Here is a 13,824-nt window from a genome sequence, read left to right as displayed (position 1 = left end):
TATCCGACCCGGCGGGTCAGTCGTCCGACTCCGCAGGGGCGAGCAGCGCTTCGCACTGGCGGCACAGCCAGTGGGCTCGCAGCAGCACCGCACCCGGCCGCGCATCGTCGTGCCGCAACCGCTGGAACACGGTGAAGCCGGCTGCCGCCGCGCGCCCGCACGCCGCCATCCATTGCTGCTGCCAGGCCGCGACGCGCTCGGCCACGATGCCTCGTTCGGCCTGCGCATGCAGCGTGCGGCGCACCTCGCGCAATGCGCCGGGCAGCTCGATCGCCGCGACCGAGGCGGGGTCCGGCCCCGGCGCGCCGTGCGCGGCGGCGAGCGGTGCGCCGTCGGGCGCCGCGTCGAAGTGCAGCACGTCGAGTCGCGCCGGTTCGACCAGGCTCAGCGGTTGAGCGACCAGGCCGCGCTCGCCGGCCACGACCTGCGCGACCAGCAGCGTGCCCGCGGCCGGCGCGGCCAGTGCCTCGATGCGCCCGATCGCATGCGCGTTCAGTGCGCTGTACGCCAGCTCGGCATCGAGTCGCCGACCCGCCGCATCGAACAGCGGCCACACGAGCGCCTGGCGCGCCGCATCGAACCGTGCGCTGCCGAAGCGCGCCGGCCGCAGCACCGCCCAGTCGCGCAAGGGATCGGGCTCGGCCAGCAGGCTGCGTCGTGCGGCACTGCGTTCGCCGGCCAGCGCAGCCCAGTCGTCGCACACCGGCAACCGGTCCTGCAAGGGCACCGGACCGGCACTGGCGGTGGCCTGGCAGCCATCGGCCGTCGAGATGCGGCCGGTCGGGCCGATCTGCGCGCCGATCAGCGTGAGGCTGCGCCCGCTCAGTTGCGCAGGCGACGCGACACCGGCCCACGGTCCGGCCGCTCGGTAGCTGGTGCGCGGGTCGAAGCCGTGCTGCGCCTGCGGCCGGGCCAGCGAGCACGACAGGAAGGCCTGGTCCGCCGGCGACCAGAACAGCATCGTCAGCCCGTGGTAGCCGGAGCCGGTGCGCCAGGCATGGGCGCCCAGCCCCAGCAGCTCCAGCCTGCCCGACGCGGCATAGCGGCCGCGCGCCCGCCCGACCAGCGCGACCGGCGCGGCGCCACGCGCCGCCGCGGCGTCCAGCGCCGAGACCAGCGCGAAGCCGAGTGCCAGTTCGTCGAGCAGCCGCTGCTCATCGGCACCGGCCGCGCGCTCGAGCAGCRGCTCGATGTGGTCGGCCACGCGGCGCAGCAGCAGCGCGAGCCGCGGGTAGTCGGCCCCCTGTGCCCACACAGCCAGCGTCGCGAAGCGCTCGTGCAGGCCCTGCGAGCCGTGCGACAGCCCGAGCTCGACRCTGTCGGCGAACAGCTGCAGCGCGCTGGCACGCAGCCGCTCGCGCGAGCGTTCCTGCGATTCGACGGCGCCGGGCACCGGCGCATGGCCGCGGCCGAGGTCGAGCGCGGCGGTGCGCGGCGACACCTCCGGCGGCTGCAGCTCGACGCCGCGCGCGCGCTGGAAGGCCAGCACTGCGGCGACCTGGTACTTCTCGATCTGCGCCAGCGCGGCATCGGCGACCAGCGCCTCGACGCCGCCGCCCATGAAGCGAAAACGCATGCGCGGCTGCRTGAACTCGATCAGCACATGGCGCTCGCCGTGCAGGCGCAGCGTCTGCGGATCCATGTCCTGCACGAACTGCCAGGCCCAGCGATGGCCGGCGCGGCCGGCGTGCGCGACCAGCTGCTGCGGCGTGAAGGCGAGCAGCGCCGCCTCGATCGCCGCCAGTTCGTCCGCGGGCGTCGGCGACGGCGCGGTGCCGCCCATGCGCTGCAGTCCGATCGCCGCGGCCAGGATGTGCTGGCAGACGCCGCTGGCCTGGCAGCTGCAACGTGCATGCGCCGGCCCGCGTGCATCGAAGCGGATGCGCAGTTCGCCGAGGCCGAGCGTCAGGGCGTCGGCAGCGTCGTCGTGCACGGTGACGGCCTGCGTCTCCAGGTCCTTGCGGGCGCGCCGCAACAGCCCGCGGTTCGCGAGCGCGATGTAGGCGTCGTCGTCGAAACGCGCCAGCTGCTGCTGCAGGTCGGCCCGCAAGCTCATGAGATCAGCTTCACCAGCCATTGCGCCAGGTGCTGCGGCGTCAGCGCGGCGATCTCCATGCCGCAGGGCGCCAGCTGCTGCGCCATCGCCTCGTCGTACACCGGGTGCGCCTGGCCGTCCAGCGCGGCCAGCCCGAGCAGCTTCACGCGCGCCTCGGCCAGCTTCTTCACCGCGCCGAGCAACTCGCCGGGCGGTGCGCCTTCGCAAAAATCGCTGACCAGCACCAGCACCGTGCGCTGCGGCGTCTCGACCAGCTGACCGCAGTAGCGCAGCGCGCGCGCGATGTGGGTGCCGCCGCCCAGCTGCACCCGCATCAGCGCCTCGACCGGGTCGTCGACATGGTCCGACAGGTCGACCACGTTGGTATCGAACACCACCAGCTTGACGCGGAAGGCCGGCAACGCCGCCAGGATGCCGGCCATCACCGCGCTGTGGATCACCGAGTCGACCATGCTGCCGCTCTGGTCGACGCACAGGATGACGTCCCACGGCAGGCGCCGCGTGTTGCGCTCGAAGAAGCGCAGCTGCTCGATCACCAGCTGGCCGCGTTCGCGGTCGAAGTGCTTCAGGTTGCGGCGCAGCGTGTCGAGCGCGTCGAAGTTGCGCGCCACCGCCATCGGCGAGTGGCGCTGCCGGTTCAGCCGGCCCGACAGCGTCTGCCGCACCTTCGGTTCGAGCTGGCGGCGGATCTCGTCGACCACCTGGCGCACGATGCGCCGCGCGATGTGCAGCACCTCGCCCTTCAGGTGGTGGCGCAGCGTCAACAGCGTGCGCAACAGCTGCTGGTTCGGCTCCAGCCGCTCCAGCGTCTGCGGGTCGGTGACCAGCTCGGTCAGGCCGTAGCGGTCGAGCGCATGCTTCTCGATCACCTGCACCGTGTCGTTCGGGAACAGCTCGCGCACCTCGCCGAGCCAGGTCACCAGCGTCAGTTGTGACGCATCCAGCGAGCCCGGCTGCGCCGGCTCGCGCACCCCGCGGCCGCGGTACTCGCGGCCGTACAGGAACTCGAGCGCCTGGTCGAGCCGGGCCGGCGTGCCGCCGAGGCGGCTGCCCTGCGCGCCGCCGTGCAGCCCGTTCTGCGCAAACTTGCCGAGCACGAGCCGCCAGCGGTCCAGCGTCGTCATGACAGCCACGCTGCGAGGCCGTCGCCGGCCAGCACCTCGGCCAGCGTCTGCGACAGCGCGAGGTTCGCCTGCAGCTGGTTCGCCGACAGGTCGTGGCGCACCAGCGGGCCGAGGCCCTCGCGGCCATGCCTCTGTGCAACGGCGTGTGCGATGCGGTCGGTCTCGCGCGGCGTCATGCCGGCGAACGCGAGCCGCAGCTCCGGCAGGCTCGCGATGAAGTCAGGCTCAGGCCATTGCGCGAGCAACTCGTCGACCACCACCAGCAGCGCCGGTTCCTGCCACGCCAGTTCGCGCGCGGTGTCGAGCAGGCCGCGCAGGAACGCGACCGCCTGCTGCACCGCGAGCAGGCCCCCCAGGTGGCCTTGCAGCGCGGCGCGCAGCTGCGCCGAGTCCAGCCGCCCGGCGGCATGCGCCAGGCCGGTCGCGGCACCGCGGATCAGCGCGCTGTCGTGGCTGCCGCGCAGCGTGTCGATCAGCGCGTCGTACAGGCTGCCGTCCAGGTGCCGCCCGGCCTCGCTGGCGAGCAGCTCGCGCAGCCGCGCCAGCGCACCGACCACCGCGTCGCGCTCCGGGCCGTCGCCGCGCAGCCCGCGCCCGAGGTAGATCGCCCGCTCATAGGCGGCTTGCAGCAGCGGCGGCAGCTCCGGCAGATCGCGCGCCTCCAGCGGTTCGCGCGATTCCCACAGCAGGCCCAGGCTGCCGGCCGCTGCGGTGACCGATGCGAAGTTCGCGTCCTCGCCGAGCGCCCGGTGCAGCACCGCCGCGACACCCGGCACCTGCTCGTGCAGCCCGAGCACGCAGGCCTGCGCCAGCCGGCCGGCGGCGCTGCGCGCATCGCGCGGCTGCACGCCCGATTCGAGGCGCGCCAGTTCCTGGCCGAAACGCTGAGCCACCGCGAGCGGCAGCGTCACGCCGTGCACCGAGGCCTCGACCAGCGCCGCCTCGGTGGCGGCGCTCCATTCCGTCTCCCAGTGCTCCTGCAGCCGGTCCAGCCCGGTGCCACGCACGAAATCCGGCCCCGCGCGGCGCGATCCGAACGGCACCTCCAGCAGCGCCAGGCCGTGCAACAGCCGGCTCGTCACGCGGTGCTCGGGCCGGCGATACAGCTCCAGCACCAGGCGCTGCGGCGTGCCGGTGTCGATCTTCAGGCGCTGCCGGCGCAGCCGCGCTTCGCAGTCGCGCACCAGCGGCGGCGTGCTGGCGCCGGGCGGCACGCGCCCGATCGCATCGCCGCTGAAATGCCGGCGCGCGACCGAGCGCACGAGCGCACCGTCTGCATCGGCATCGCCCTGGATGAAACAGCTGGTGACCGCATCCAGGACGTCGTCGCGCTGCGGGGCCGCGCGGCCCCGCAGTGCCGCGAGCCGCAGCGCCTGTTCGTGCGCGGCGGCCAGCGTCGGCAGCGGCAGCGGCAGGCCGTGGCGTTCGCGCAGCTCGGCGGCGATGTCCGACAGCAGCGTGAGCGTCACGTCGCGGCGCACCTGCGCATCGTCGACGCGGCCGATCCTCGCGCGCCGCTCCAGCGCGGTCCACAGCGCCTGGTGCCAGGCCGGCGCCGTCATGCCGGACGCGTAGCCGTTCAGGCGGTCCAGCCGATCGAAGCTGTAGCGGATCAGCGCCGAGGCCTGGTCGCGCACCGCGCGGCCGGCCCTGCGCGGTCGCGGCGGCGGTGCGTCGAGCAGGCCTGGCATCGCGACCGCATGGAAGCCGCCCAGCACCGCCAGCACCGGGCCGTCGCCGGGCGCGCGCCGGCTCAGCGCCTCGCGCAGGTGCCAGGCCATCTCGGCCTCGCGCTGCAGCGTGCCGTCGGCCTCCAGCTCGGCCAGGGGATGGTCATCGCGCGCCAGCTGGCAGTAGGCGGTCATCTCGTCGAGGTACTGCGCGAGCGGGCGCGTCGCGGCGTCGCGCTCGAACAGGTGCTCCCACAGCGCCTCGTGGTCGCGGCAGCCGAGTTGCCGCGCGAGCGCCTGCAGCCGGCGGCTGCGCTCGAAATGCCGCTCGGACAGCAGCGATTCGCCGGCTGGCGACTGCGCCTCGGCCTGGCCCGGTTGGAACTGGCTCTGCTCGGCGAAATCGAGGTCGATGAACTGCGCCGGGATGCCGGCCGCCTGCGCGAGCCGCAGCGCGACCAGCTCGGGCGAGTGGTCGCAGAACGGGTAGTAGGCGGCATGGCGCGTCGGCTCGCGGCCCTCGGCCTCCAGCACCGCGTAGGTGTAGACGGCCAGCGGCATGCGCGCGTCCGCATGCGTCAGCAGCGGCACCAGCGGCGTGAAGCTGCGCGGGCCTTCGACCAGCACCGCGCTCGGCGGCGCCTGCGCGAACAGCCGCTGCAGCTGCAGCGACGCGGCCGGGCTGTGGTGGCGCACCGGCAGCACGACCAGCGCCGGGCCGGCCAGGCGCGCGGCGAGCGCGCGCAGGCTGTTGGTGCTCGCCGAGGTGACCACGCCGCGTCAGCGTTCGAGTTCGCGGCGCGCGTCGAACACGCCCTGCCACTGCGGATCGCGCTGCGCACGCGCCTTGACGACCACGTCGAAGTAGTGGCGCAGCTTCTTGCCGTCGTCCGGGTTGTCCTTCAGCACGGTGCCGATCAGCTGGCGCGCGACATGCTCGCCGCCGACGCTGCCGTTGCCGAACCAGTGCGCATCGAGGCAGGCCGCATAGCCGACCGACACCGCCTCGGCCGACGACATCACCGCGGTCGGCCGCTCCAGCACCGTGCCTTCGGCGGTCAGCCCGTGGCGCAGGTCATGGAACGCGGTGACCAGCAACTCGACGACATCGGGCCGCAGCTCGACGTCGACCTGCGCCTGGCGCAGCAGCGCCTCGGTCTGCTCGCGCACCAGCCGCAGTTCGAGCTGGCGGTCGGAGATCGGGCGCACCGTCTCGAAGTTGAAGCGGCGCTTCAGCGCGCTCGACATCTCGTGCACACCGCGGTCGCGGATGTTCGCGGTGGCCACCAGGTTGAAGCCGCGCGCCGCGAACACCGTGGCCTCGGCGCCGGCGAGCTCGGGAATGTGCAGCATCTTCTCGGACAGCAGGCTGATCAGGCAGTCCTGGATCTCCGGCTGCACCCGCGTCAGCTCCTCGAAGCGGCACAGCAGCCCATCGCGCATCGCTTCGTGCACCGGGCCGCCGACCAGCGCGCGCGGTGTCGGCCCCTCGGCCAGCAGCAGCGCGTAGTTCCAACCGTACTTGATCTGGTCCTCGGTGGTGCCGGCGGTGCCCTGCACGGTACAGGTGGAGCGGCCGCTGATCGCGGCGGCCAGCAGCTCGGACAGCATCGACTTCGCAGTGCCCGGCTCACCGACCAGCATCAGGCCGCGGTCGCTCATCAGCGTGACGACGCAGCGATCGATCAGCGCATCGTCGCCGTAGAACTTGCGCTTCACGCCGAGCTTGTCGTCGCCGACGATGAAGCTGCGCACCGCGCGCGGCGTGAGCTGCCAGCCGGGCGGGCGCGCACCGCCGTCGGCAGYGGCCAGGCGCGCCAGTTCGTCGGCGTGGGCGAGTTCGGCGGGAGCCCGCAGCACGGTGCCCATCGCGTCAGCCCTGCCCGCTGACCTGGGCCGACCAGTCGGCCGCGAAGCCGCTGCCCTCGGCCGCGATCAGGCGAATGTCCTCGCGGCACTCGGCCAGCAGGATGGCCGGCACCTCCGACAATGGCAGTCCGGTCGCAACGACGCCGGGCTGGGTGTCGGTACCAGTGAACAGCAGCGAATCCAGCGCGACCTTGCGGTTGTCCTCCGGCAGCGAGTTGCCGCTGAAGCGGATCATCGCCTGCAGGCCGAGCGTCGGAAAGCGCTTGTCGTAGCTGTAGAACCAGCCGCCGTCCTCGGAGGCGCCGCGCGCATAGCCGAGCTTCTGCGCGCGGTTGCGCAGCGCGAAGGCCTGCAGCAGGTGGCCCTCGAAATCCTTCAGCTCGCGCGCCGCGGCCTGGGCCGTCGGCAGCTGCCAGCGGCCCTTGCCGAACTGCTGGAACAGCGGCGCGATCTCGTAGTCGACCAGGTGGGTGCGCCAGCCCGCGACGTCGTCGTCGGACAGCAGCGTGTCGTGCGCGAGGCGGATGCGGGCAGTGTCCGGCAGCGTGACGGCGGCGTCGTGCCGGTCGGTCAGCGTGCCGTCGTCGAGCGGGCGGAACACCTGCAGCGCGTGCCCGCCGTCGACCTGCAGCCACACCAGCCGCTGCACCAGGTGGCGCATCACCGGGTGCTGCTGCAGGTAGTCGCGCCAGTCGGCGAAGCTCCATTCGCGCTCGGTGCACATCGCCTCGTAGAGCCGGTCGGCCTGCAGCGCCGCGATGCCCTTCAGCTCCTTCTTCGTGGTCGCGAGCGCCTTCTTGGCCGCGGCGGCCAACTCGGCGTCGTCGTCCTGGCGCGGATCGGGCAGCGCCGCGATGGCCTTGCCTTCCGGGTTCAGCAGGTCGACCTTCAGGTCGGGCCGCAGCTTCGCGGTGAACGCGCGCGGGCCGAAGTCCAGTTCCAGCGTGCCGGTCTCGTCGAAGCCGCAGGAGGGCACGGTGCGGTCCGACAGGTCGGCCAGCGTCCAGCCCTTGCGATCGGCCAGCGCCTGGGCCTGCTTGGTGGCTTCGTCCTGGATGCCCTTGGTGCGGAAGCGGCTGCCGATCGCCAGCATCAGCTGGGTCGCGCTCGGGTGCTCGATCCACGCCAGCATCGCGACCAGCGACTTGCACTGCGACGGCCGCAGGCCGTACCAGGTCTTCAGGAAGCGCTGGGCCGCCGGGGCCGCGCCGCTGCCGGCGCAGGCGGCGGCCACCGCGAGCAGGCCCTTGCAGACGATGGCCGAGCCGCCCGCCTGGGCGCCGGTGCGCTCGTCTTCCGCCAGCCAGTTGTCGAGCACGAACTGGCCGAAGGTCTCGCGGTCGGCCGCGTTGAACAGGCTGCAGGTCTTGAGCAGCATCGCGGTCGGCTCCGGCGATTTCAGCTTGACCGCCTGCGCGAGCAGCCAGCGCAGGATGTCGACCGGGACCGGCTGCCCGTCGTCGGCCCAGCGCACTGCCGGCAGGCGTGCCCACGGGAACCAGTCGAGGTCGGTCGTCAGCCCCTTGGCGAGCAGTTTGGCGGCGTCGGCGGCCATCACGTCGCGGTTCAGGTAGGCCTCGACCGGCTGGCCGAACGCGATCAGCGCGTCGAGCAGCGCGCCCTTCGCGACGTCCTGCTTTTCCTTGCGCACTGCGGCCTCGAGCGCCGGCAGCGCGGCGGCATGGCGCAGCCGCGCCAGCCACAGCGCGGCCTGCGCGCGCACCTCGCTCTTGCCGTCGGCCAGTGCCTCGACGATGCGCGCCTCGCGGCCCGGCCACGCGGCCAGCGTCTTCTGCGCCAGCGCGCGATCGCCCTTTGCGCTGCCGACCGCGAGCGCGAACAGCGCGTCCCACAGCAGCGCCGGCGGCTGCGGGATCGAGCCGATCGAGCTGAACAGCCGGYCGCGGTTGAACCAGTAGCTGTCGGTCGACATCTGCAGGACTTTCAGCACGTAGTCCGCCTGGTGGACGAAGTAGGGCCAGACGGACGCGGCGTCGCCGTTGAACACCAGGCCGCTGCCGCAGTGCGCGTACACCAGCATGTGGCCGCGCAGGTGCTCGTTCTCGTTGCAATCGTCGAGCATGCGCGACAGCTCCAGCATCGTCGGCCGGCCGGTGCGCTGGTGCAGAACGCCGATCAGGTCGACGCCATGGAAGTGCAGGCCGCGCCGCCGCTGGTCGCTCGCGATGTCGAAGAACTGCAGCATCTTCCACAGCGTGACTGGCGTCACCTCGTGCTGCAGCAGCAGTTCGCGCAACGCAGGCAGGACCGGGTACCAGTCCCGCCCCGGTGCCGTCGGATGCTCGCGCGGCGGCGGGTGGCGTGCGTCGCTGTCGAGGTAGGTGCGCAGCGCGGCCTTCTCGGCGTCGGAGAACAGCGCCAGCTGGAACAGCTTCGCGTCGGGCCAGCGCTGCACCGCCACCTCATGGCGGCGGCGCGAGTCCTCGTTGTCCTGCGCGAGCTTCTCGTCAACGCGTTGCCAGAAGACATCGAGCGCGGCCTGCGGCAGCGGGTTGGCGGCGGCGCTCCAGTCGATGACCGGCAGCGTGATCGCGGACGCCTCGGCGGCGTTCGTCTCGGACATGGGTCTCCTCCGCGAAGTGGGCGGCTCCTCTCGCGCCGACTATAGCGGTGGCTTGCGGCGGCTCGACGGGACGCGGCCGGTGACAAACGGTGCCACAGCGGTGAAACATCACGCCGGAACACGGCGCGGTCACCTGCTGGAGCCGTGGCCCGGGCTGTGGGCTTCAGGCTGCACGCCTCGGCCCTCTGAGTCAGCCCTTCTTCGGCCCTGCCAGCGAATCCCGCATGATCAGCTCCGGCCCGAACTCGCGCGACACCGGCAGCGCGGTGCCGAAGCACAGGTTCGACAGCAGCCGGCAGGCGTTCAGCCCCATGTCGCCGACGACGATGCGGATCGTCGTCAGGCGCGGCGACAGCCACGCCGCGATGTCGGTGTCGTCGTAGCCCATCACCGACACATCGCCCGGCACCGTCAGGCCGTCGGCCTGCAGGCGCGACATCGCCCCCATCGCCATCTGGTCGTTGCAGCAGAACATCGCGGTGAATTTCGCGCCCTCCGCGAGCAGCTGGCCGGTGCCGGCCCAGCCGCTCTCGGCGGCGAAGTCGCCGGTCACCATCGACACCGATTCGCGCGCGATGCCGGCCGCGGCCAGCGTGTCGAAGAAGCCCTGCAGCCGCAGCCGGTTGTCGGGTGCCGCCGCCGGCCCGGCGATCACCGCGATGCGGCGGTGCCCGTGCTCCAGCAGCGTGCGCGCCGCCAGCACGCCGCCGGCCTTGTGATCGACCGTGAAGCACTGGCTGCGCATGCCCTTCACGTCGCGGTTGACCACCGCCAGGTTCGGGAAACGCCGCTTCAGCGCCAGGATGTCGGCATCGCGCAGCGCATAGGTCGTCAGCAGCATGCCCTCGCACTGCCGGTCCATCAGGAACTCGATGCCGTTCAGCGCCTGCTCGCGCACGTCCTCGCCGCCGTGGCCGTTGGCGATCACCATGTGGCGGTCCTGGGCCCGCAGCTCCATGTCGATCGCGTGCAGCATCGGACCGTAGAACGGGCCCTTGAAATCGGGCACGTAGACGCCGATCGCGTTCGTGCTCTTCATCGACAGCGCACGCGCAATGCGCGACGGCCGGAAATCCAGCTGCTCGATCGCCGCCTGCACGCGCGAAGCCGAGTCGGCCGAGAACGGCCCCTTGCCCGAAATCACGCGTGATGCCGTGGCGACGCCGACACCTGCCAGTCGTGCCACATCCTTGATCGTGCCCACTGCTTGCACCTGCTCCAGACTACCGAATTGAGTCGGATCATAGTCTGGAGCTTGTGCGCGGGCTGTTTCCGCTTCGTAATTGACGATGGCGTCGATCGCGAATCAGTAGTCGTCGCGGCCGTGGGTGGCGGTCGTGAAGCCGAGGAACTGCATCGAACTGCCGTCCGGGCGGCGCGCCTTCGCGAGCGCCTGGAAGCTGGGAATCGCGACGCCGCGGTTCATGTAGCCGTTGACCGCGATGTCCATGTAGCCGGCCTCCAGGTGCTGGCCCTTGCAGTTGCGCACGCCGCTGCCGCTCTGCAGCGACTTCGCCATGTACTCCAGCCCCTTGGCCAGGCGCGGCGTGGTCTCGCCCGAGGCCTTCCACAGCCACACCGAGGTGTCGCCGGCCTGGATCACCGCGATCTCGGCGGCCTGCGCGAGGCCTTCGAGGTTGTACTGCGGGTGAGTGCAGTCGCGGGCCTTCAGTTCGTTGACCTCGCCGTTCGAGAAGACCGACAGCGGGATCATCTCGGTGATGCGCTGCAGGCCCGCCGCATAGCGCGTCGGGTTGTCCTGGTAGGCGCCGGCAGCCATCATCGCGAGGCCTGCCGACACCGCCCAGTTGTTGACCCGGGTGCGCGCCTTCGCGGCCTCTGTGTACTGGCGGTCGATGAAGCCGTTGAAGGTCGTGATGTCGGCCTGCGCCCAGCCGGCTTCGCCGTTGTTGTAGTGGCGGATGATCTCGGCCGCGCTGACCCACACCGGCAGCATCCACGCCGCCTCCAGCTGCACCTGGGCCGCGTTCGTGCCCGAGGCCACCGAGAAGGTGCGGAAGGTCCTGCCCCAGTCGTTCAGGATCGCCACCGCCTTGTCGCGGTGCCGCGCGTCACCGGTCTTCACCCAGCGCAGCGCGTTCAGGTAGGCCGCCTGCGCGTCGTTCTTGAAGCGCGCTTCCTGGTCGCCGATCGCGCTGCCCMCCACCTGCACGTTGGACAAGGCCTTGTGCGAGTAGGTGTAGGCGCTGCGCGAGTCGTTCATCACCGACTGGTAGCCGGTCTTCAGCACGCTCGGGTTGGCCGAGTTCTGCGCGGCCTTGAAGCTGTCGAGGCGCGCCTGCGTCAGGAAGATGCCGGGGTGGCGGAACGTGGTCGGCGTGATGGCCTGCGCGCCTTCGCGCGCCACCGACGCGTCATCGGTCGGCGCGTCGGCGACCTGGGCGTTGTCGTCGACGGCCGCGGCCTGCGCGCCGTCGTCTTCGCCGGTGTTGCCACCGCCGCACGCGGCCAGCAGGGCGAGTGCGATCGGGGCCAGGGCCCAGCGCAGGCGCCGGGTCGTTGCTTGGATGTTCGTCATGGTGTTGTCCTCGCTCACTTGATGCTGAAGGGGTCGCCGTAGACCTTCCAGTTCAGCGGCGTGTTCAGGTCGAAATTGCCGGCCTTGAGCCAGACGCGCTGCGCGGTGTCGACGCGCGTCGTGTCGCTGTGGGCCTCTTCCTTGTTCATCTCGACCACGCGGGCATCCATGAAGGCGTTCAGGTAGGCCGCCTCGTCGCCGCCCTGGGCGGGGGTCCTGGCCTTGGCCATCGCCGCCTTGCGGACGCTCATCGCGCCTTCATAGCCGTGCATCACGGCCGCGTCGTAGTAGGCGAACTGGCCGAGTGCGCGCAGGCCGTCAGCCTTGGCCCGGTTGACCGAGGGGTTGAAGTAGACGTTGTCGCGCTCGTAGTCCTGCGACTGCTGGAAGATCACGTCGGCGGCGGCGGTCTTCCAGTCGCCGGTGAAGGTCGGGTCGAGCCCGGCGTGCGACTCGGTGTTGTTCACCTTCTTCAGCGCCGGCAGGTACTTGGACAGCACGTTGCCCGGCTTGCGGTTGGTGTACTCCTGCACCACCTCCAGCATGTCGCCGGTGCCCGAGCAGAAGCCGATGATGCCGGCGGTGTAGCCGCGGCCGTCATGGATGTCCTGGATGTAGGCGTACTGCGCCTTCCAGTTCAGCGACGAGTTCTCGGCGCTGGAGACGATCTGCATCGCGATGTCCTTCTTGCGGGCATCGAACAGGTCGGTCGACGACGGGGCCGGTGCGGGTGCCGGAGCGGGGGCAGGTGCCGGTGCAGGCGCGGGCGCGGGGGCCGGTGCAGGCGCGGGAGCCGGTGCCGGGGAAGGTGCCGGCGCGGGTGCGGGGGCAGGCGCCGGAGCGGGGGCAGGTGCTGGTGCGCCGACCGCAGTCAGCTTCCATTGCTGGTTCGCGCCGGTGCCGCAGTCCCATTGCTGGATGGCACCGCCGGCGGACAGGCTGTGGTCCTTCACGTCGACGCACTTGCCGCTGTTGCGGGCCTTGATCGAGAAGCCCGCGCCCGAGACGGCGATCGCGAAGCGTTGGTTGTCGCTGGCAGCGGTGGTCCATTGCTGGATCAGCGCGCCGTTGGCGGTCGACACGTCGGTCACGTCGAGCGACTTGCCGCTGCCGCTGTCGACCAGGCGGAAGGTGCCGCCGGTCTCGGCGCGCAGCTCGAAGCGTTGCGAGCTGACGTCGGCACACGCGCTCTGCTGGGCCTTGGCGCCGTTGGCGGTGCTGGCGCCGGCGATGTCCAGGCACAGGCCCGACTCGACCGACTTGACTTCGTAGATGCCGACCGCGACCGCCGCGGTGACGTTGCCGCTGCGCGGCAGGAAGCGGAACGCCTGGCCGCCGCTCGTGCTGCACGACAGCTGCTGCAGCACCGCGCCATCGGCCGTCGAGGCGCCGGTCACGTCGACGCACTTGCCGCTGCCGGCATTCACCAGCCGGAAGCGATCACCGCCCAGGTGTTCGATGCGGAAGCGCTGCGCGTTGGTGCCGTTGTCGACCCACTGCTGCAGCGCCGCGCCGTCGGAGGTCGAGGCCGAAGCCACGTCCATCGCCTTGCCGCTGCCGCCGTTGATCAGCTTGTAGACGCCGCCGCCGGCGTCGCTGAGCTCGAACGACTGGGCGGCGTTCTTGTTGCAGCCGGCCTGCTGCAGCCGGCCGCCGTCGGCCGTGCTCGCACCGGCCACGTCGACGCACTTGCCGCTCTGGGCATTGACGATCGTGTAGATGCCGCTGGCCAGCGTGATGGTGCCGGCCGTGCTGGCCCGGGCGGCCTGCGCGGATTCGTGGCCTTCAGCAGCGGCGTCGGGTGCACCGTTGCTGCTGCCGTCGCTGCCGCCGCAGGCGGCGAGGAAGGCGCTGCTCATCGCGACGGCGAGCGGCAGGCGGGCGAACTGGTAACGCTTGGAACGCATGGAACACTCCCTGAGATCTGGTGGTGGGACCCGGGTTGGCACCCGGGCTGCGCAAAGTGAGTCGTTTCGATCCAG

At 71.7% G+C, this 13,824-nt stretch carries 8 protein-coding genes; all 8 read right to left on the bottom strand.

Features of this window, described 5'->3' with window-relative positions:
• Nucleotides 1-16 precede the first annotated feature (16 nt).
• Nucleotides 17-2,056 carry a YehQ C-terminal OB-fold domain-containing protein gene (locus AC1D12_RS00110; RefSeq protein ID WP_477838297.1) on the bottom strand — a complete coding sequence of 680 codons (2,040 nt, stop codon included), beginning with the start codon at nt 2,054-2,056 and terminating at the stop codon, nt 17-19.
• Nucleotides 2,053-3,180, bottom strand: coding sequence for a VWA domain-containing protein (locus tag AC1D12_RS00105; protein WP_477824795.1), 1,128 nt, complete (start codon nt 3,178-3,180; stop codon nt 2,053-2,055). The genes AC1D12_RS00110 and AC1D12_RS00105 overlap by 4 nt, the downstream gene beginning before the upstream one ends.
• Complete coding sequence (locus tag AC1D12_RS00100; protein WP_477838295.1) at nt 3,177-5,624, bottom strand: DUF5682 family protein; 2,448 nt, start codon at nt 5,622-5,624, stop codon at nt 3,177-3,179. Before AC1D12_RS00100 ends, AC1D12_RS00105 begins: the two co-directional genes overlap by 4 nt.
• Nucleotides 5,625-5,630: 6 nt before the next feature.
• Nucleotides 5,631-6,719 carry an ATP-binding protein gene (locus AC1D12_RS00095; protein WP_477838293.1) on the bottom strand — a complete coding sequence of 363 codons (1,089 nt, stop codon included), beginning with the start codon at nt 6,717-6,719 and terminating at the stop codon, nt 5,631-5,633.
• Between the two features lie 4 nt (nt 6,720-6,723).
• A complete protein-coding gene (locus AC1D12_RS00090; protein WP_477838291.1) occupies nt 6,724-9,303 on the bottom strand; it encodes a DUF4132 domain-containing protein in 2,580 nt (859 codons plus the stop codon).
• A gap of 190 nt (nt 9,304-9,493) precedes the next feature.
• Nucleotides 9,494-10,489: a LacI family DNA-binding transcriptional regulator gene (locus AC1D12_RS00085; RefSeq protein WP_477824791.1), complete on the bottom strand. Its 996-nt coding sequence runs from the start codon at nt 10,487-10,489 to the stop codon at nt 9,494-9,496.
• Between the two features lie 120 nt (nt 10,490-10,609).
• Complete coding sequence (locus tag AC1D12_RS00080) at nt 10,610-11,842, bottom strand: alginate lyase family protein (protein ID WP_477838289.1); 1,233 nt, start codon at nt 11,840-11,842, stop codon at nt 10,610-10,612.
• Between the two features lie 14 nt (nt 11,843-11,856).
• Nucleotides 11,857-13,749, bottom strand: coding sequence for a chitosanase (locus AC1D12_RS00075; protein ID WP_477838287.1), 1,893 nt, complete (start codon nt 13,747-13,749; stop codon nt 11,857-11,859).
• Nucleotides 13,750-13,824 lie beyond the last annotated feature (75 nt).

The sequence above is a fragment of the Rhizobacter sp. P1_G5 genome (assembly GCF_056405435.1).
This window is presented reverse-complemented; position numbering and strand designations above follow the sequence as displayed.

What these genes read in the sequence shown, in the direction of transcription:
- AC1D12_RS00105 (WP_477824795.1), bottom strand. Translation starts at nt 3,180, where the DNA reads ATGACGACGCTGGACCGCTGGCGGCTCGTGCTCGGCAAGTTTGCGCAG.
- AC1D12_RS00075 (WP_477838287.1), bottom strand. Translation starts at nt 13,749, where the DNA reads ATGCGTTCCAAGCGTTACCAGTTCGCCCGCCTGCCGCTCGCCGTCGCG.